The organism is Paenibacillus gorillae (assembly GCF_000513275.1).
Lineage (GTDB): Bacteria > Bacillota > Bacilli > Paenibacillales > Paenibacillaceae > Pristimantibacillus > Pristimantibacillus gorillae.
In genome coordinates this window covers 1-19,358 of the sequence record NZ_CBVJ010000091.1, presented here as the reverse complement: position 1 = coordinate 19,358, position 19,358 = coordinate 1, and the positions used below count along the sequence as shown (strand labels likewise).

Genomic DNA, 19,358 nt, shown 5'->3' with positions numbered 1-19,358 from the left:
CATGAACGCGTTGGATTCGGAGTACTTGCTGGAGCTGCACAATGTGAAAAAATATTTTCCGATTCGAACCGGACTGCTTAACCGTGTCGTTGGCCAGGTTAAAGCGGTGGACGGGGTATCACTGTCTATTCGCAAAGGCGAGACGTTTGGGCTGGTGGGCGAGTCGGGCTGCGGCAAATCGACGCTTGGCCGCGTCGTACTCAATCTTCAGCGGGCGACAGAGGGACAAGTTATGTTTCACGGCTCTGACGTACAGCGGGTAAGCGGCAAAGAGCTTCGCGGGTTAAGAAAGCAGATGCAAATTATTTTTCAGGACCCGTTTGGCTCCTTGAACCCCCGTTTTCTCGTCCGCGACATTATCGGTGAGCCGCTTCGGCTGCATGAACGTCTGGGGCCTAGAGAAATTGACCGTAAGGTTGTCGAGCTAATGGAGCTAGTCGGCTTGGATGCCTCGCGGCGCAACCGCTATCCGCATGAGTTTTCCGGCGGACAGCGTCAACGGATCGGTATCGCCCGTGCGATTGCGCTAAATCCTGAATTTATCGTAGCGGATGAAGCGGTGTCGGCACTTGATGTATCTGTCCAGTCTCAAGTGCTGAACCTATTGACGAAGCTGCAGCGGGAGCTCGGCCTTACCTTTCTGTTCATCGCCCACGGTCTGAATGTTGTCCGCCATATTTCCGATCGCGTTGGCGTTATGTATTTGGGAAAAATCGTCGAGGTGGCCCCGACGGAGGCATTGTTCGATGAGCCGCTCCATCCGTATACGGCGGCGCTGCTATCGTCGATTCCGCGCCCAGACCCTAACCGGAAGCGGGAGCGGATCGTTCTGCAGGGCGATGTGCCATCGCCGGCCAATCCGCCGGCGGGCTGCCGGTTTCACCCGCGCTGCCCCTCGGCTCAAGAGAGGTGCAGCAGGGAGGAGCCGCTGCTGCGAGAAGCAGCCAGCGACCGTCAGGTCGCTTGCCACTACCCCCTGGGCGGCGGGTTCGTCTAGCTGTCTTCTGCGTTTGGACGTTTTAGCCCTGCGTTTGTTAGTAACGCAGGGCTTTTCCTTGTGAAGAGACAGGAGCAGGCAGCGGAAGGCTGAGACTTCAGTCAGAACTCTCCACGTGTAATGGTAGCTTATACGTGATGACCCAAGAGAAAAGAACCTAAAAATTCATCACATTCAAGATCCTTGCTGGTTTAGCAAACCTGCTTTATTTAACTCCCCGTGCTCTGACTGGTGGTGGAAGCGAGAACGAAAAAACTAACCTTATTTTCTCTGATGATCACCTTGCGTTAAATGGTGGGTACGAGAGAAAGGAAACTAACTACTCCCTCTCGTTGAACTTGAGTTTTCGCTTGAGAAAACCATCTAATACCCCATTTACCTCTCCATAAAAGTCTTCTGCCCGGCTAAAAGTCGAACAAAATGCAAAAGTACATTTTGTTTACCCTCAAAAGGGCCAAAACAGCCATCAAAATGCAAAAATACATTTGAAAGGGCTCGATTCGGCCTTTTGGGAGCTTTTTGAGCCAATCAACCTGCACATTTGCATTTTGATGCGATAAATCTACGAAAAACCGCCGGACAAACTGCACTTTTACATTTTGATTGGCGAACAGACGAAACTGCTCCGTCATATGTGCCTTCCAGTGTGCTAATGTGGCCCCCAGTGTGATAATGGCTCGCGGTGCCCGTTCACACTGCTCGTGCCGGTGGAGCCTGCAACGAATATATTTCGCTGTCCAGTGTCTGATATGCACTGACAGTGGAGCAGGAGTTAAGGCGAGCGAGGGGGTTGTTCCGTTTTTTGTTTGTTTGTTTTTTTGTTTGTATTGTAGCTATTTCGCACACTTCGGGTGAGCGGAGCGTTTTGAGTTCATGATGACTTTTTGCAGGTTCTATCCATTATTCATCGTGGTAGCGATGGGGCAATGGAATCAAGAATGGCAGCATGGACCAAAACGCGCAGCGACCCTGCTCGATGCATGTGTTGAACGCTTCAACGCTCCCTATAATCCCCAATTCCTACGCCTTTTTCCCGCCACCCCCAACTTGGAAACAAATAATTCGGCAGCTTCCTCATTTATTTCCATTTTTCTATTGACAGGTTGATACGGACACTGGTAGAATTCTTCCATAACCAACTAAACAGGTAGGAATAATACTTTACTACCGGACCACCGGAGCCGCAAGATTATTCATCTGCCCATAAAAACAAGGGGTGTGTTGACTATGAAAAAACGTACAACGGTATATTCGCTCGTACTAGTGCTGGCATTGAGTTTGGTGTTGTCAGCTTGCGGCTCTAACGGTAACAGCGGTAAAAATGCAGCATCACCGTCTCCGACAGCGGACACGGGTGCAGCAGCTACGGAAGCACCGAAAGATACAGAAAAACCGAAAGATCCGGTTGAACTGCTTAACGTTTCCTACGATCCTACCCGGGAATTATATGAAGAATACAATAAAGCCTTTTCTACGTACTGGAAAGACAAAACCGGTCAAGTCGTTACGGTGAAACAATCCCATGGCGGCTCCGGCAAGCAAGCGCGTGCCGTTATCGACGGCCTGAAAGCCGACGTTGTAACGCTGGCATTAGGCTATGACATCGATTCACTTGTTGAACCGGGTCTACTGGGTGCAGACTGGCAGAAGAAATTCGAGCATAACAGCTCGCCATATACGTCAACAATCGTATTTCTGGTTCGCAAAGGCAACCCGAAAGGTATTAAAGACTGGAATGACCTGATCAAAGATAAAGTGGAAGTCATTACGCCAAATCCGCAAACATCCGGCGGCGCACGCTGGAACTACTTGGCTGCGTGGGGCTATGCGTTGAAGCAGAACAATGGCGATGAAGCAAAAGCACAAGAATTCGTTAAAGAGCTTTACAAGCATGTACCTGTTCTGGATACAGGCGCACGCGGATCAACGACAACTTTTGTTGAAAAAGGAATTGGCGACGTACTGCTGGCTTGGGAGAATGAAGCATTCCTTTCCGTCAAAGAGCTTGGTCCCGATAAATTCGACATCGTATACCCTAGCTTGAGCATCTTGGCTGAGCCTCCGGTAGCAATTGTCGACAAAAATGCCGACGCTCGCGGAACTCGTGAAGTAGCTGAAGCGTATCTGCAATACCTGTACTCCGATGAAGGCCAGGAAATTGCAGCTAAAAACTACTACCGTCCAATTAACGAAACGATCGGCGCGAAATATAAAGATACGTTCAAGGAGCTTGAGCTTCTGACGATCGACAAAGATTTCGGCGGCTGGAAAGCAGCACAAGAGAAGCACTTCAATACAGGCGGCATATTCGAGCAGATCTACACGCCAGGCAAATAATAATGAAGCAATCAAATTCGATTGGAGCTGACTTCTCATGAAAGGTTCCAGGACGGTAAGGTCGAAAGCGAAAAACGTGCTGCCGGGCTTTGGCCTGTCGATGGGCTTTACGATTACCTACCTCAGCTTGGTCGTGTTGATTCCGCTTGCCGGTGTCTTCATTAAATCGACCGGTCTTAGCTGGAACGAGTTTTGGGCAATTATTCTCAACCCGCGTGTGCTTGCCTCCTATCGGGTAAGCTTCGTGACGGCCTTTTGCGCAGCGCTCGTTAATCTTGTATTTGGATTATTGGTCGCCTGGGTGCTGGTGCGCTACCGGTTCCCGGGTAAAAAAATAATCGACAGCCTCGTCGATCTGCCGTTTGCTCTGCCGACTGCCGTTGCAGGTATTGCGCTTACAGCGATCTATGCCCCTAACGGATGGGTCGGTAAGCTGCTGGAGCCTATCGGCCTGAAAGTAGCGTATACGCCGCTTGGCATAACCATTGCTCTCATATTTATCGGAATTCCGTTTGTCGTGCGGACCGTACAGCCGGTGCTGCAGGATTTCGAGAAGGATACGGAAGAAGCGGCGGTTATGCTGGGGGCATATCGTTTACGAACGTTTTGGAAGGTTGTATTGCCGGAGCTTATGCCTGCGCTGTTAACAGGGTTCGCGCTTGCATTTGCACGAGGAATCGGTGAATACGGCTCTGTCGTCTTTATTTCAGGCAACATGCCGCTTAAGACAGAAATTGCCCCGCTGCTCATTATGACAAAGCTGGAGCAATTCGATTATGCCGGCGCTACAGCGATCGCAACGGTCATGCTGGTCGTATCTTTCCTGCTGCTGCTGCTCATTAACTTCTTCCAATGGCGGATCAACCGCCGGACGATAGCGGACTAGGAGGGGAACCAGATGGCTGGAGCAGTTACTGCGCATTTATCGGAGGAAGCCTCGAAGAGACCCCGGCATATAACGGAGCCGAGGAGCGTACAATGGGTGTTGATTGGCATTGCACTGCTGTTTCTTGGACTCGTCGTGTTGCTTCCTTTAGTTTCTATTTTTGTCGAAGCCTTTAAGAAAGGCTTTGAGGTATACCGGGCGGCGATTACCGAGCCTGATGCATTGTCGGCGTTAAGGCTGACGCTGATGGTAGCCGTCATTGCAGTGCCGCTCAATACCGTATTTGGCGTAGCAGCGGCTTGGGCGATCAGCAAGTTCCGATTCAGAGGGAAAAATGTTCTCATTACACTTATTGATCTGCCGTTTGCTGTATCGCCGGTCATTTCCGGATTGATCTATGTGCTGATGTTTGGCGCTCAAGGCTTTTTCGGCCCATGGCTGGATGAACGCGGCATTCAAATTGTTTTCGCTTTACCGGGCATTGTACTGGCAACCATATTCGTGACCGTTCCGTTTGTTGCTAGAGAGCTTATTCCTCTTATGCAGGCACAGGGCGTGCAGGAGGAAGAGGCAGCGGCAAGTCTAGGCGCTAAAGGCTGGCAAATCTTTTGGCGGGTTACCGTTCCGAATATTAAATGGGGTTTGCTTTACGGCGTTATTCTTAGCAATGCGAGAGCGATGGGTGAGTTTGGCGCGGTATCGGTCGTCTCGGGCCATATCCGGGGCGAGACGAATACACTGCCGCTGCATATTGAAATTTTGTACAATGAATATCAGTTTTCCGCTTCCTTCGCCGTAGCATCTCTGCTGGTCATGCTGGCGGTTGTTACGCTGCTTGTTAAAGCATTGTTTGAGTGGAAGACAGCTAGACGTCCGCAAAGCGGAGTGGAATAAACAGAAGCATGCAGAGAGGGACTCCAAGCGAGTCCTTTCTCCACAATATAAATCCGAGTATATCGGTAAACTATGGAGGGATTGAAGATGGCAAAACCATTGGAATTGGATCAACTTTGGCTGGAGAGAATCGTCGATCAAGTAAACGGCTTGCAGTATGGATCGGTTAATATTACGGTGCATGATGGCCGGATCGTTCAGATTGACCGGACGGAGCGCACCCGTTTCGATCAGCCTTCCCACAAACAAACGAGCCACGAGCCCCAGGCAAGAAACCGCGATAATACGAGCAGCGGAAGTACAGTTGCGGGCGGTAACGGCAGTGAAGCTCTGCGTGCGGTTCAATAGCCGTTTTCCTTCCCTAAAAAAAGCTCCGTTCGGATGATCCGAACGGAGCCTTTTTTTTGAATAGAAGCGTTTATGTATTTGCTTTGCCCATACCCGCTTGCTTTCCATTAAGAAATAACGAATTTGACGATGACCGCGACAGCGAAAATGACAGTCATAGCTCCAAGCATGCCGCCAAAGCCGAACACAACATCCATCAAGTCGTCGCGCGGTTCTTCATTGTAATGTTCGCGCGGATCTCTCACATTTTCCATTGATGACGCCTCCCTTGAACACATTCAGCTTCATCTAGTATACCCAACTTTCCGAATAATTGTAAAGCAATAAGCGTTACAAATTAAGGCGAAATGTCCCCCGGATGTGCTAAAATGGAACATATGATCTGAAAGGGAGGGGCAGCATGGACGAGCAATTACAAAGCAGCGACAATGCCAGAGCCGTCGCCGCAGAACGAATACGCAACAAACTGGCGCTGCTGCCCGACCAGCCGGGCTGTTACTTAATGCGAAATGGCGAAGGCACCATCATTTATGTCGGTAAGGCAAAGGTGCTGAAAAACCGGGTTCGCTCGTATTTTAACGGAAGCCATAACGGCAAGACGCAGCGCCTCGTATCAGAAATACGCGATTTCGATTTTATCGTTACCGCAAGCAACATGGAAGCACTCATATTGGAATGCAATCTGATCAAGCAGCATCATCCCCGTTATAACGTGCTGCTGAAGGACGATAAAAACTTTCCTTATATTAAAATAACGCATGAAGCGCATCCCCGCCTTGAAGTGACGAGACGGGTCGTGAAGGACAAGGGCAAATATTTCGGACCCTATCCGAACGCATTCGCGGCTCAGCAAACGAAGAAGCTGCTCGACCGGCTGTATCCGCTTCGCAAGTGCAATACGCTGCCCGATAAGGTATGTCTGTATTATCATCTTGGACAATGTATCGCGCCTTGTGAGTTTGAGGTGGAACAGAACACTTATGATTCCATGATTCAGGAAATTACGAAGTTTCTGAACGGCGGCCATGATGTGGTCAAACAGGATTTGGAGCGGAAAATGGCCGCGGCAGCGGAGCAGCTCGAATTCGAACGGGCCAAGGAATACCGCGACCAGATTGTAGCGATTGACGCTGTTATCGAAAAGCAGAAAATTACGATGGCGGACGCCCTCGACCGCGATATATTTGGTTATGCGGTGGAGAAGGGCTGGATGTGCGTACAAATCTTGTACATGCGCCAAGGCAAGCTGATCGAACGCCGGGGAACGACGTTCCCGTACTATGGCGAGGAATACGAGGACTTCATGACGTTCGTGACTCAATATTACAGCGACAATCCGGCCCTGCCGAAGCAAATCTTTCTGCCGCAGCCGCCGGCATCGGCAGCTGTAGTGGAAGCTGCAACGGCAACAGCAACTGAAGGAGAAGAGGCAGTCGAGGCGGAATACGCTGACGAAGTGATGTCCTCTTTGCATAACTGGCTTAAGGTCAAGGTGCTAATGCCGCAGCGCGGACGCAAGAGTGAAGTGGTATCCATGGCTATCGATAACGCGAAAATTATGCTGTCCGACAAGTTCCGGCTAATCGAACGGGATGAAGAACGCAGCGTGAAAGCTTCCGAAGCGCTTGCCGGCTGGCTGGGGCTGCCGGAGGTTCGCCGGATCGAAGCATTCGATAACTCGAACATTCAAGGGACGAATCCGGTATCAGCGATGGTCGTCTTCACCGACGGCAAAGCCGACAAGAAAGAATACCGCAAGTACAAGATCAAGACAGTACAGGGACCCGATGATTACGAGACGATGCGCGAGGTCGTCCGCAGGCGCTATGAACGCGTGCTGAAGGATCAGCTGGCTGCTCCGGACCTGATCGTCGTCGACGGCGGCAGAGGGCAAATATCAGCCGCTGTCGACGTGCTGCAGAATGAGCTGGGGCTTTATATTCCGGTTTGCGGCCTAGTGAAGGATGCGAAGCATAAAACTGCTCAGCTGATGACCGGCGATCCGCCGGAGGTTGTGCCGCTTCCGCGGGACAGCCAGGAGTTTTATTTGCTGCAGCGCATCCAAGATGAGGTTCACCGCTTCGCGATTTCCTTCCATCGTGAGCAGCGCGGCAAATCGATGATTGCCTCACAGCTTGATGCTATTCCCGGCATCGGAGAAAAGCGCCGGAAGCTGCTGCTGAAGCATTTTGGCTCGATCAAAAAGATCAAGGAGGCCACGGTAGAAGATTTCCGGCCTCTGTCCATTGGAGATAAGCTTGCCGCGCAAATCATTGCGGCATTAAACGAAGAGCCGACGTCTTAACCGACGCCGGCTTCTTTTTTTTGCTCGTTCATGCCATTTTTTCATTGGACGAGTAAGTATCCGGTTGCTATAATCGATCCATTGAGATGAATTCCATTATATGGAGGATGATCCCTTGAAAATCGCACATATCCGTTTGTTCGTGCCGAACGTTAAGGAATGCTTTTTGTTTTACCGGGATTTGATGGGACTAGAAGTGCTCCATGGAAATGAAGACACGCCGTATGCTGAGTTTCAAACGGGGGATATTCACCTTGCTTTAGAGCCATTGCTGGTCAGCGAGCCTAGCGAATCCGTCAGCAGGACGCAGCCATTCAGCGCGAATGAGCGGCTTGCGATCATTGTCAGCGTGGATGACGTAGATGTGGTGTTCGAGCAGCTAAGGAGCAAGGACATTGCATTTATTAAGGAGCCGCATGATACGCCTGAATGGGGGCACCGTGTCGCTTATTTACGTGATCCGGCTGGAAACCTCATTGAGCTTAACGGCGGTATTTAAAAAACTAAAAACATAGAACAGAACAGGAAGTGTCTCATGTCTAGAAAGGTTATCGGATGGCTGCTTATCATCTGCTTGACGGTATCGGCTGTGCCGGTTCATGCGAATGCGGCGGCAGCCAAACCAATTCAACTGTATGTCAATAACAAGAAGCTGACCGGGATAGAGCCTGTTATTAAATCCGGTGTTATGTACGTCCCGTTTCGCAAGTTTTTAAATGCATTGGGCTATAAGGTTACATATGACAGCACGACAAAGAACATCATGGGTATTGTTGACGGTGCAGAACTGATTATCTGGGCAGGCTGGGATACAATTGAGTACGACGAGAGCGAATATTATCTGAATGACCCAATAGTAGAGATCAATCACGAAATCTATATCCCCATTCGTTTAATTGCTTATTTTATGAAGTATTCAGTGAACTACGAGCAGCGGAAGCAAACGGTTTACCTGCTGAGATACGGTTATGGACAAGAGAAAGCTATACTGGAATTGGTCACTAAGTTTTATCACAATCCGGGTCCAAGTCTTATGGCCTCTGATAACCTGGCAGCGGGTTATGTCCGAGAGTACGAACAATGGGTTAGCGAAATTCCAGTTACGAATTTTACAGTAAAGATAAACCTTATGAAGTTTACAGCAGCTGATAAAGCCATGATTTGGGTTACTTATATCGATAATACGAAAGTTCTGGATAGCCGTAGGGAAACGATTTATAAAGTGCGAAAAGAAAGCGGGGAATGGAAAGTTTCAAATTCAGGTGACGTCTTCCTTCATATGAATTTGCCCGATGATATTGATGAGTCTGTGAAGCAAATACGGATGGCGCGAAATAAAGAACAAGAAACAGTTTTAGCCGACTTGCGAACGTATTTTAAGGCATATAACGAGGAAAATGTTGAACGCACACTCCAATATACATCACCGTCATTCATTAAGAATTGGAACGCGAATATGACGACTTCTGAATCTTGGAGGGACAATTTGAAAACCCACTTTGAGCTTCGGGAATCGAGATATAAGCTTTCAAAGGAACGGGTTGTTTTTCTTGGAGAAAAGGAAGCAGCAGTTCACGCAACGCTGGAATGGAGCGATGTTACGATGGATGTGGCGGAAGGCGAATACAAGTTTGAGGCTATTATTTATATGGAATATGCGAACAGCCAATGGAATTATGACGTTGAAATAAACATTGATGGAGACTATGATGAAAGCGAAGCTTACAAAGAGTTGTTTCATTAGAGCTTCCAATCTATAAATTATGAAAAAAAGAACCATTCCCGCAGAGGGAATGGTTCTTTGTCTATCTAGCCAGGCTCTAAGCGAGCGGTATATCCGGCTCCGGCCGGTGTTTCTTCCGGTGCCAGTAGCGGATGCCGCCAGCAATGATAACCGGCAGTACGATATAAATGATGGCCGCCGTCACATTGATGGCTTCGCCTGTAGCGATAAGAGACAGGCTCATAAGGAGCGTATCGAGTATCGCATGCGTGAATACCGCCGTAATGAAACCGAACCGCAAGAAGATGAAGCAGAACACAAGGCCGAGAATGACCAGCTCGATGACCCGTGTGTAGAACGGGAAGATCGGATAGCCGACATGTCCCAGCGCCCACATGACCGTCGGAATCAGCGAAGCGATAAAGGTGTTTTTGAACCAGCGCTTGAATATCGCGATACCGAACAGCCGATAGATGGCTTCCTCAGAAATCGCGGCGCACCATGCCAGTGTAGGCAGCAGCCAAAGCGTGCCTATATTGTATGGCGAGGTTGTCGCGTCTGTCGTCGACCAGGAGCCGATCCCTTTTTCGAGAACGATAAAAATAATCGATTGCAATCCCAGTAGAATGAGTGCCAGTAAATAGGACAACCCGACGCTGCGCCATACATGATCGCCATAGCCGCGCTCCCGGAATCCCGGCCATAACGGTCGCTTGTTCGAGCGCCACATGCCATCGCCAGCTACGAGCGAGAAGTAGACGGCCAGCGCTACGGGAACGAGCATGACGCCTGTAATAATCTGCATGACGAGTTTTCCTTGAGCCGTCATGACCTCTTCGCCGGATTGCGCCATAATGCCATCCATCATATCCAGGTTGCTGTAAATATAGAAGATCGTAAATAATGCACTGATGAACAGCCCGCGTTTAAACGTCGTATGACGGCGATAGAGCACGGCATAAATAATGGCCAGGACGAGCGTCATCAGCGCCATATAAAGCAAGCTCACAACAGATAAGACGTTAGCGATGCCTTTTTGCTTATCGACATTGGATACATAATCTGCAGGTGCTGTAAAGACAGCCTTATAACGGTTAATGACCGGTTTACCGTCAGAGCCGCTTGCAACTCCAACTGTAACTCTCAGAACGGCCTCCCCGAGCTTGTACCCCTTCGGATAAAAGACGACTTCCCCCTTCGGAGATGTGGTCGTTTCCGTCAGTTCCTCTTCGCGGAAGCCTGCGTCCATTGCCGCTTGCGTAGCATGGAGGACGAGGTTCTGATCTTCAGGATAGGGGACGCCGCCCTTCCAATTCCAGCCGACAACCTTGCCCGTTGCCATATGTACATACACAAAGGCGTTAGTGCCGTCCTTCATTTTCAACTGAACTCTGAACGTATCATAAGGAAAATCATTGCCGTACGCTTTATCAAATTTGGAGGTTAATTTCTGCTTGGAGAAATAACCTGCAGCCAGACTGTCCGTCTGATAAATCGTATGGGCTTCGACCGGTTCTTCGCGGAGCTTCTCCTTGGCGAACTGCAGCGCCTGCTGCTCCGCTTTGCTCTTGCTCGCTTTGACCGATGCAATCGATTCTTCTTCCATGGAGCTGCTGCCTTGAGCCGGAAGGATTTGGGCTAGAACAAAAATTACAGCGCCGATAACAGCGGCCCACATAAATCGTTTCCAGTCACCAGGGGCGATAGAATTAACCATAATTCACCTCGTTTTGGTTTCAATATAGGCCATAGTACGGCTGAAAACAGATAAAGTAACAATACCATAGGACTCCCTGTTTTATCCAATGCCAATTCGGCAAAAAAGAACATGTAAAATATTGAACTTCGATCAGCAGCCTGTAAAAGCGAGAAATAAAGAGCGGCATGAAGCCCAGCATGTGCCAGAGCTGTCCATTGGCTGATTTTGAGTGAATTGAGCTTATTTTATGCATATTGCTTGCTTTGTATTGCACTTGAAATAGGCTTATAATCGGTATCATTGTTAATTGAATAGAACAGCCGAATTTCCGCAAGAAAACGGGGGAACCATATCGTTGCCGGAACGTATTATTTCCAGGCAGCATGGGGTGAATTTCGGTGAAGTTTGACTACGGCCAGCAGGGCCGCAGCATGCTTTGCTGAATAGGGCCGCCTTTCCAGGCCCGAATCCGTCAGCTAACCTCGCAGGCTGTATGGAACAGGACTCATCGCAGCAGCATTGGGTTTCCGGTGCTTTTTTTTATGCTCAAAAACGAGTAAGGGGCGCGTGTCATGTTGAAGTTTATCGATGTTCGCAAATGGTCACCGCCGCGCATACTTGTATCCGGCTTTGCGGCTATTATTTTTATCGGTGCTATTCTCCTTAGCATGCCGTTTGCCTCGGCTGACGGAACGCGGCTAAGATTCATTGACGCTTTGTTCACTGCAACGTCTGCGACCTGCGTAACGGGACTTGCGGTTGTCGATACCGGCACCTATTTCTCCACGGCAGGCCAGCTTATTATATTGCTGTTAATTCAAGTCGGCGGACTTGGCTTCATGACGATGGGCACGCTGTTCGCCCTAGTACTTCGCAAACGTATCTCGCTTAAGGAACGTCTCGTTCTTCAGGAGGCGATGAATCAATCGAGCATGGAGGGCATTGTTAGGCTGATCCGAAAAGTGTTTATTTACTCCTTATCGATCGAAGCAGTTGGCGCGCTGCTGTTCACCATCCGTTTCTCCTTCGATATGCCGCTCGGAAAAGCGGCGTACTTTGGCCTTTTTCATGCCGTATCCTTTTTCAATAACGCAGGATTTGATATTTTCGGCCATTTCCGGGGTTTGACTGCCTATGTCGGAGATCCGCTGGTCAATATCACCTCGATGCTGCTCATTGTGCTAGGCGGCCTCGGCTTTATCGTCATATCGGACCTGCTTGAAATAAAGAAAAACAAACGGCTGTCGCTGCACAGCAAAGTGGTGCTTTCCATGACGGGGGCGCTCATCGTTGCAGGTGCGATCGTTATTTTCATCTTCGAGTTCTCAAATGCGAAAACGCTGGGTTCTCTGAATTGGGGAGAAAAGGTGTTAGCGGCCTTCTTCCAATCGATTACGCCGAGGACGGCTGGAACGAATACGCTTGACTATTCTTCTTTGCGGCAGGCAACCTTGTTCTTTACGGTTATTCTGATGTTTATCGGTGCTTCGCCGGGCTCAACGGGCGGCGGGATCAAGACGACCACCTTCACGACGCTGATTGGCGCTGTTGTCGCAATGGGGCGCGGACGTGAGGATATCGTCATGTTCCGTTACCGTCTCGGGAAAGACCGGATTTTCAAAGCATTGACGATTACGATGCTGTCGCTGGCGCTTGTCATCGGGGTCACGATGCTGCTGACGACGACGGAGGATCATCAGTTCATTCAAATCTTGTTCGAGACGACTTCCGCGTTCGGCACAGTTGGATTAACGGCCGGCTTGACGCCGGAGCTGTCGGATTTCGGCAGAATTGTCATTGCGTTGACGATGTTTGCAGGCCGGCTTGGCCCTTTGACACTGGCTTATGCGCTGGGACCTAAGACAGAAAAAGAGCTTTACAGGTATCCCGAAGGTAAAATTACTATTGGATAGAGAATGGGGATAAGAAAGAAATGAAGAACAAGCAGTTTGTCATCGTCGGTCTTGGCAGGTTTGGGTCCAGCTTGGGGAGAGAGCTGATTGAGCTTGGCCATGAGGTGCTTGGCATCGATAAAGACGAAGAGGCCGTACAGGAAATGTGCGACGTGCTGACGCATGCCGTGTCCGCGGATTGTACAGATGAAGAGGCGCTTCGCTCGCTGGGCGCACGCAACTTTGACTGCGGCGTCGTGGCGATCGGCGATGATATTCAGGCTAGCATCCTGACCACGATATTATTGAAGGATTTAGGCGTGAAGAAGGTTGTCGCCAAGGCGATGAGCGAGCTTCATGGGCGGGTACTGGAGAAGCTGGGCGTTGACCGGGTCATTTATCCGGAGCGTGATATGGGCATTCGTGTAGCGCATCAGCTCGTATCGCCGAACCTGCTCGATTATATCGAGTTGTCGAAGGACTATACGATTGCCGAGCTAGTCGTTCCAAGGGAGCTGAACGGCAAATCGCTCAGTGAGCTTAATCCGCGGGCCCGGTTCGGCTGCAGCATCGTTGCGATCAACAAGCCTCAGGGCGGCGTTATTATTGCACCCACAGCGGCTGACGTTCTGAATGAGCGGGATATTATGGTCGTCATCGGGACAAATGATCAGATTGAACAGTTTGAACTATCTGTAATCAGGTGATGATAAGGACAGTGGCGTTGTCTAGCCGCTGTCCTTTGCTGCGCTTTGTCGTACATATCAGTTAATCAGTTAATGGCGGATAATTCTTCGATCCATAGACGGACGGCGGGATGGAGCCCGGCCGGATCGGCGTGAATGAGACAGGTCGTGCGCTTCGTCTGTTCCAGCTCTTGTATCGAGACGACGGACAGCTCATTGTCCTCCAGCAGCTGCTTGCGCAGGTAAGAGTGAGGCAGCAGCGTTGCGGCGCGGCAAGTGTGAAGCAGGCGGAGAATCGCCTCGAAGGAGTCAATCTCCATCCGGACGTCGGGCTGCAAGTTGTGTTTGGCAAACACCTCATCGGTCAGCATCCTGTACCAGGTGCCTCTTGAGAAAAGTATCATCGGCAAGCCATTCAGATCATCGATGCCAAGCTGATCTTTGCCCGTGATCGCAATGCTGGTAGGCAGGACGAGCATGAGATGGTCCTCGAACAGCGGTACGCAGTGAAGCTGCGCATCTTCAATGCGGGAGGCGACGATCGCGATATCTGCTTTATTTTCACGAACCTGAGTGACGATTTCATGTGTTTTCCCTGTAATCGCCTTAATGTCGAATTCGGGGTGGCTGGCGTTCAGTGCCTTGATGAAGTCAGGAAGCGTCGTCTGCAGCGTCGTCAGACTGGCGCCTATCGTAATGGAAGTGCGGCCTGCACTCGCATATTCCGACACGGTCTCCAGAAACCGCCGGTGCGAATGGCGAAGCTCCAGTGTATATTCGTAAGTGAGCTGTCCGATGCGTGTAAGCTCCAGACGTTTGCCGATGCGCCGGAACAGCTGCGCGCCCAGCTCATCCTCCAGCTTGGCCAGCTTACGCGATAGCGCGGGCTGTGAAAGATTGAGTACAACCGCAGCTTTGTTCATACTCTTATGCTCGACGATGGTGGCAAACATGTCCAACTCTTCAATCATAGTAGAAAACGCCTCCAAACCGGATGGATGAAATATCGTCCTTATGCGTATTTGTTATTGTAAATTATAAAAAATATGCAATTCCATTATAAGACGAAAAGGAGTAGGATGGAAAGTGTGACTAATCCGTGTCAACTTTTGTTGACGGCTATTCCGACCGGGGGTAAAATGTAGGATGGTTTGTTCAAAGACAGTGAGCATCTTCAGTCTAGAAAGGAGAACTATGAAATGAAAGGAAATTCGTATTACTGGCGCAAGCTGCACTCGCTGCTCGGGGTGATTCCGCTCGGGGGCTTTATTCTTGTGCATGCCTTGACCAACTATCAAGCGTTTGAGCGCGGACCGGAAGGGTTCGCTAACGGCGTGCATTTCATTAACAGCCTGCCGATTGTGCCGGTGCTTGAGATTTTTGGCATCTACCTTCCGATTTTGTTCCACGGTATTTATGGTTTGTATATGGCTTACCAGTCTAACCTGAATTCGGGGCAATACACGTACAGCCGGAACTGGGCTTTCACCCTGCAGCGTATTACCGGGGTGCTGACGTTCATTTTCGTGTTCTGGCACGTCTACCAGACTCGTTTTCAAGTTTACATCGGCAGCGTGACGCATGAGGAGCTGGGCTCCACGATGCATCAAATCGCTACGAATCCTGCGTTTTTCGTCATGTACGTTGTTGGCGTATTGGCGGCAGTGTTCCATTTCAGCAACGGCCTGTGGGCGTTCCTGATCAGCTGGGGCATTACAATTTCCCCGCGTGCGCAAAAAGTTTCTTCTTATATTTGCATGGTTGTATTTGTACTCGTGTCCGCGCTGTTCATTCTTTCCCTCGTTGCTTTCACGGGTGATGAGTTCAAAGAAACGGCTAGTGCCGCTTTGGCATGGACGAATATCGGATAGTTTGAAGACAAGGAGCGATGCGTTATGGCTAAAAATAAAGTTATCGTCGTAGGCGGAGGCCTTGCTGGTCTTATGGCTACGATTAAAGCAGCGGAAGCGGGCGTGCATGTCGATCTGTTCTCGATCGTCCCTGTAAAACGTTCCCACTCCGTTTGCGCGCAAGGCGGGATCAACGGTGCCGTTAATACGAAGGGCGAAGGCGATTCGCCTTGGGAGCACTTTGACGATACGGTATACGGCGGCGACTTCCTTGCCAACCAACCGCCAGTAAAAGCGATGTGCGAAGCTGCGCCTGGCATTATTCACTTGATGGACCGGATGGGCGTAATGTTCAGCCGTACGCCAGAGGGCTTGCTTGACTTCCGCCGCTTCGGCGGTACGCAATACCACCGCACGGCATTTGCAGGCGCGACAACCGGCCAACAGCTGCTGTACGCTTTGGACGAGCAAGTCCGCCGCTGGGAAGCTGCTGGTCTCGTAACGAAATACGAGCACTGGGAGTTCCTCGGCGCTGTTATCGATGACGACGGTGTATGCCGCGGCATTTCGGCGCAGGATCTGCGTTCGATGGAAGTGCACACCTTTGCTGGCGATGCTGTTATTATGGCTTCCGGCGGTCCTGGCATTATTTTCGGCAAAACGACGAACTCGGTTATCAATACGGGTACGGCAGCAAGCGCGATTTACCAACAAGGCGTTCACTATGCGAACGGCGAATTTATTCAAATTCACCCGACAGCGATTCCAGGCGATGACAAAAACCGCTTGATGTCCGAATCGGCCCGCGGCGAAGGCGGACGCGTATGGACATACAAAGACGGCAAGCCTTGGTACTTCCTGGAGGAAAAATATCCGGCTTACGGCAACCTCGTTCCGCGTGATATTGCGACTCGGGAAATTTTCAGCGTCTGCGTCGATGACAAGCTCGGCATCAACGGCGAGAACATGGTTTATCTCGATCTCTCACATAAAGATCCGAAGGAGCTCGACGTGAAGCTTGGCGGCATTATCGAAATTTACGAGAAGTTCACGGGCGACGACCCGCGGAAGCTGCCGATGAAAATCTTCCCTGCCGTTCACTATTCGATGGGCGGACTGTGGGTAGACTACAACCAAATGACGAATATTCCAGGGCTGTTCGCAGCCGGCGAATGCGATTATCAATACCACGGTGCAAACCGTCTGGGCGCAAACTCCTTGCTCTCCGCGATCTACGGCGGCATGGTTTCCGGTCCCAAAGCGGTTGAGTACATCAAAGGCCTTAAAAAATCGGCCGACGACGTTTCCTCCTCCGTATTCGATCGTGAGCAAAAAACGTCAGGTTGATAAAATCAGCATGATCCGCGGCCTGGATGGCAACGAAAACGCATATGTCATTCAGAAAGAGCTTGGCGAATGGATGACGAACAACATGACGGTTGTCCGGTTCAACGATAAGCTTGAAGCGACAATCGGCAAAATTAAAGAGCTGAAGCAGCGTTATAATAAAATTAATATTAACGACGTTGCGCAATGGAACAACTCCAGCTTGTCGTTCACACGTCAATTGTGGAACATGCTTGAGCTGGCTGAAGCGATGACGCTTGGCGCGTTGCTCCGCAACGAAAGCCGTGGTGCGCATTACAAACCGGAGTTCCCGAATCGTAACGACGAAGAGTTCATGAAGACGACGAAAGCGACTTGGACGCCGGAAGGCCCGCAAATCTCTTATGAAGACGTTGACGTATCGCTGATTGCGCCGCGTAAACGCGATTATACATCGAACAAACACTAAGCTGGCAGGAAAGGAGAAATTGACAATGGCAGAAGCAACAGCAACAGCTACAAAAACAATTAAGTTCATCATTACCCGTCAAGATACACCGGATTCTGCTCCATACAAGGAAGAATTCGAAATTCCTTATCGTGCGAATATGAACGTAATCAGCGGTTTGATGGAAATTCAGCGTAATCCGACAACGGCAGAAGGCAAAGGTACTGCCCCGGTATGCTGGGAATCGAACTGTCTAGAGGAAGTTTGCGGCGCTTGCTCCATGGTAATCAACGGCAAACCGCGTCAAGCGTGCAGCGCGCTGATCGACCAACTGGAGCAGCCGGTTCGCCTTGAGCCAATGCGTACGTTCCCGATTGTTCGCGACCTTGTCATTAACCGCGAGCGGATGTTTAACGCCCTCAAACGCGTTAAAGCATGGATTCCGATTGACGGCACTTACGATCTTGGTCCTGGACCGCGTCTGGCTGAATCGAAGCGTCAATGGGCTTACGAGCTGTCGAAATGTATGACATGCGGCGTCTGCATGGAAGCTTGTCCGAACGTCAACGACCGCAACAGCTTCATCGGACCGCAAGCGATCTCCCAAGTTCGTCTGTTCAACGTTCACCCTACGGGCGAAATGAACAAGGAAGAGCGTCTCGACGCGCTGATGGAAGACGGCGGCATCGAAGGCTGCGGCAACTCGCAAAACTGCGTGCGCTCGTGCCCGAAAGGCATTCCGCTTACGACGTCGATCGCTGCAATCAATAAAGATACGACGAAGCATTTGTTCAAAAAATGGCTTGGCATGTAGTCGAGAGTTAAAAGAAGCCCTCCGCTTTGTACTGAAGCGGAGGGCTTTTTGCTGCGCCTGTGCATGCTGCTCTGGCTGGACTAGCTTCGCTGCGCGTTTTGGTCCATGCGGCCGTTCTTGATTCCAATTACTCATCGTTGCCCGATGACAATTGGATCGAACCTGCGAAAAGTCCGCCTGAACTCAAAACGCTCCGCTTAGCTTAAGAGTGCAGTTCAGTCGAGTAACCTCAGCTTTATTATCTTGCAGTGTCACATTTAGCGGATGTAGTCTTCTCGAATTGCTCATTCTTCGCACAGCCATCTAATATGAACAATAACGAAACGCCTTCGCTAATTAGCGAAGGGTGGTTCGCAGATTTTACTTAAAACAGGGAGGTTTGGGCAGCTTCAGTGCATTAAGCGAAGAGAATTTCGCAGTTGGGGAAGCTAGGTTCTCCAACTGCGAAATTTAGTTCGCTGTAGCGCCAACCGGCAGCCATTTACGCTTGTATAGCGAAATTTGATTCGCTCTTTAGCGAATCAGGTTCGCTGTAGCTACGTCTGAGCTAATCAAAATGTAAAAGTGCAGGCTGACTAGCCCAAAACGCGAGAGTAGGGTGGAAGGGAGGGGCTAGTTCATAGAAAACTTCCGATAAGAACAATAACGAACCGCCTTCGCAAATTAGCGAAGGGTAGTTCGCAAATGTTACTTAAAACAGGTCAATTTTGAGCGGCCTTCCAGCATTAACAAAGAGAATTTCGCAGTTGGAGAAGCTGGGTTCTCGAACAGCGAAGTTTAGTTCGCTGTAGGGCCAACCGGCAGTCATTTAGGCCTTTATAGCGAACTTCGGTTCGTTCTTTAGCGAAGCAGGTTCGCTGCTGCTGAACCTTATCTAATCAAAATGTAAAAGTGCAGGCTGATTAGCCCAAAACGTGAGAGTAGGGTGGAAGGGAGGGGCTAGACCTCCCGACAAGAACAACAGCGAACCCTCTTCGCTAATTAGCGAAGGGTAGTTCGCAGATTTTACTTAAAACAGGGAGGTTTGGGCAGCTTCAGAGCATTAGCGAAGAGAATTTCGCAGTTGGGGAAGCTAGGTTCTCCAACTGCGAAATTTAGTTCGCTGTAGCGCCTACCGGCAGCCATTTACGCTTGTATAGCGAAATTTGATTCG

General features: G+C 50.1%; 15 protein-coding genes, 1 pseudogene and 1 riboswitch. Of the genes and pseudogenes, 13 read left to right on the top strand and 3 right to left on the bottom strand.

Going from position 1 to position 19,358, the window contains the following annotated elements; translation table 11 throughout:
- The first annotated feature begins 1 nt into the window (after position 1).
- The 5 genes from TY10_RS15580 to TY10_RS31610 all read left to right on the top strand — a co-directional run bounded on the left by TY10_RS15580 (position 2) and on the right by TY10_RS31610 (position 5,462).
- The gene (locus TY10_RS15580; RefSeq protein ID WP_042165298.1) at positions 2–997 is read left to right on the top strand and encodes an ABC transporter ATP-binding protein; all 996 of its coding nucleotides are present in this window, start codon (positions 2–4) and stop codon (positions 995–997) included.
- Between the two features lie 1,227 nt (positions 998–2,224).
- Positions 2,225–3,334 carry a sulfate ABC transporter substrate-binding protein gene (locus TY10_RS15570; protein WP_042165294.1) on the top strand — a complete coding sequence of 370 codons (1,110 nt, stop codon included), beginning with the start codon at positions 2,225–2,227 and terminating at the stop codon, positions 3,332–3,334.
- 37 nt (positions 3,335–3,371) lie between these two features.
- On the top strand, positions 3,372–4,220 hold the full coding sequence (cysT, locus tag TY10_RS15565; RefSeq protein WP_042165292.1) for a sulfate ABC transporter permease subunit CysT: 849 nt from the start codon (positions 3,372–3,374) through the stop codon (positions 4,218–4,220).
- Between the two features lie 12 nt (positions 4,221–4,232).
- Complete coding sequence (gene cysW, locus TY10_RS15560) at positions 4,233–5,114, top strand: sulfate ABC transporter permease subunit CysW (RefSeq protein WP_042165290.1); 882 nt, start codon at positions 4,233–4,235, stop codon at positions 5,112–5,114.
- Positions 5,115–5,201: 87 nt separating this feature from the next.
- Positions 5,202–5,462: a YezD family protein gene (locus tag TY10_RS31610; protein ID WP_042165288.1), complete on the top strand. Its 261-nt coding sequence runs from the start codon at positions 5,202–5,204 to the stop codon at positions 5,460–5,462.
- A gap of 107 nt (positions 5,463–5,569) precedes the next feature.
- Here the strand turns inward: TY10_RS31610 and TY10_RS30470 are convergent, their stop codons facing one another.
- Positions 5,570–5,716, bottom strand: coding sequence for a YqzM family protein (locus TY10_RS30470; RefSeq protein ID WP_155985886.1), 147 nt, complete (start codon positions 5,714–5,716; stop codon positions 5,570–5,572).
- Positions 5,717–5,862: 146 nt separating this feature from the next.
- On the opposite strand from TY10_RS30470, the gene uvrC reads away from it, so the two are divergent.
- The 3 genes from uvrC to TY10_RS15540 all read left to right on the top strand — a co-directional run bounded on the left by uvrC (position 5,863) and on the right by TY10_RS15540 (position 9,511).
- A complete protein-coding gene (uvrC, locus tag TY10_RS15550) occupies positions 5,863–7,767 on the top strand; it encodes an excinuclease ABC subunit UvrC (protein WP_042165285.1) in 1,905 nt (634 codons plus the stop codon).
- A gap of 115 nt (positions 7,768–7,882) precedes the next feature.
- Entirely contained in the window at positions 7,883–8,266 is a 384-nt protein-coding gene (locus TY10_RS15545; RefSeq protein ID WP_052350562.1) for a VOC family protein, read from the top strand.
- 75 nt (positions 8,267–8,341) lie between these two features.
- Positions 8,342–9,511, top strand: a complete 1,170-nt coding sequence (locus TY10_RS15540; protein ID WP_162160616.1) for a copper amine oxidase N-terminal domain-containing protein — start codon at positions 8,342–8,344, stop codon at positions 9,509–9,511.
- A 76-nt stretch (positions 9,512–9,587) separates the two neighbouring features.
- On the opposite strand, the gene TY10_RS15535 is transcribed toward TY10_RS15540, so the two are convergent.
- Complete coding sequence (locus TY10_RS15535; protein WP_042165277.1) at positions 9,588–11,207, bottom strand: CPBP family intramembrane glutamic endopeptidase; 1,620 nt, start codon at positions 11,205–11,207, stop codon at positions 9,588–9,590.
- 290 nt (positions 11,208–11,497) lie between these two features.
- A riboswitch (cyclic di-AMP (ydaO/yuaA leader) is annotated at positions 11,498–11,695 on the top strand.
- A 66-nt stretch (positions 11,696–11,761) separates the two neighbouring features.
- Between TY10_RS15535 and TY10_RS15530 the strand changes: the two genes are divergently transcribed.
- A complete protein-coding gene (locus TY10_RS15530; protein ID WP_042165275.1) occupies positions 11,762–13,102 on the top strand; it encodes a TrkH family potassium uptake protein in 1,341 nt (446 codons plus the stop codon).
- 20 nt (positions 13,103–13,122) lie between these two features.
- Positions 13,123–13,788, top strand: coding sequence for a potassium channel family protein (locus tag TY10_RS15525; protein ID WP_042165272.1), 666 nt, complete (start codon positions 13,123–13,125; stop codon positions 13,786–13,788).
- A gap of 65 nt (positions 13,789–13,853) precedes the next feature.
- Here the strand turns inward: TY10_RS15525 and TY10_RS15520 are convergent, their stop codons facing one another.
- Complete coding sequence (locus TY10_RS15520; RefSeq protein ID WP_042165268.1) at positions 13,854–14,738, bottom strand: LysR family transcriptional regulator; 885 nt, start codon at positions 14,736–14,738, stop codon at positions 13,854–13,856.
- Positions 14,739–14,966: 228 nt separating this feature from the next.
- Between TY10_RS15520 and TY10_RS15515 the strand changes: the two genes are divergently transcribed.
- The 3 genes and pseudogenes from TY10_RS15515 to sdhB all read left to right on the top strand — a co-directional run bounded on the left by TY10_RS15515 (position 14,967) and on the right by sdhB (position 18,205).
- Positions 14,967–15,638 (top strand): succinate dehydrogenase cytochrome b558 subunit, encoded by a 672-nt coding sequence (locus TY10_RS15515; protein ID WP_042165266.1) that lies wholly within the window; start codon positions 14,967–14,969, stop codon positions 15,636–15,638.
- 24 nt (positions 15,639–15,662) lie between these two features.
- A pseudogene (sdhA, locus tag TY10_RS15510) lies at positions 15,663–17,412 on the top strand (succinate dehydrogenase flavoprotein subunit).
- A gap of 25 nt (positions 17,413–17,437) precedes the next feature.
- Positions 17,438–18,205, top strand: coding sequence for a succinate dehydrogenase iron-sulfur subunit (gene sdhB / locus TY10_RS15505; RefSeq protein ID WP_042165263.1), 768 nt, complete (start codon positions 17,438–17,440; stop codon positions 18,203–18,205).
- Positions 18,206–19,358: the final 1,153 nt, after the last annotated feature.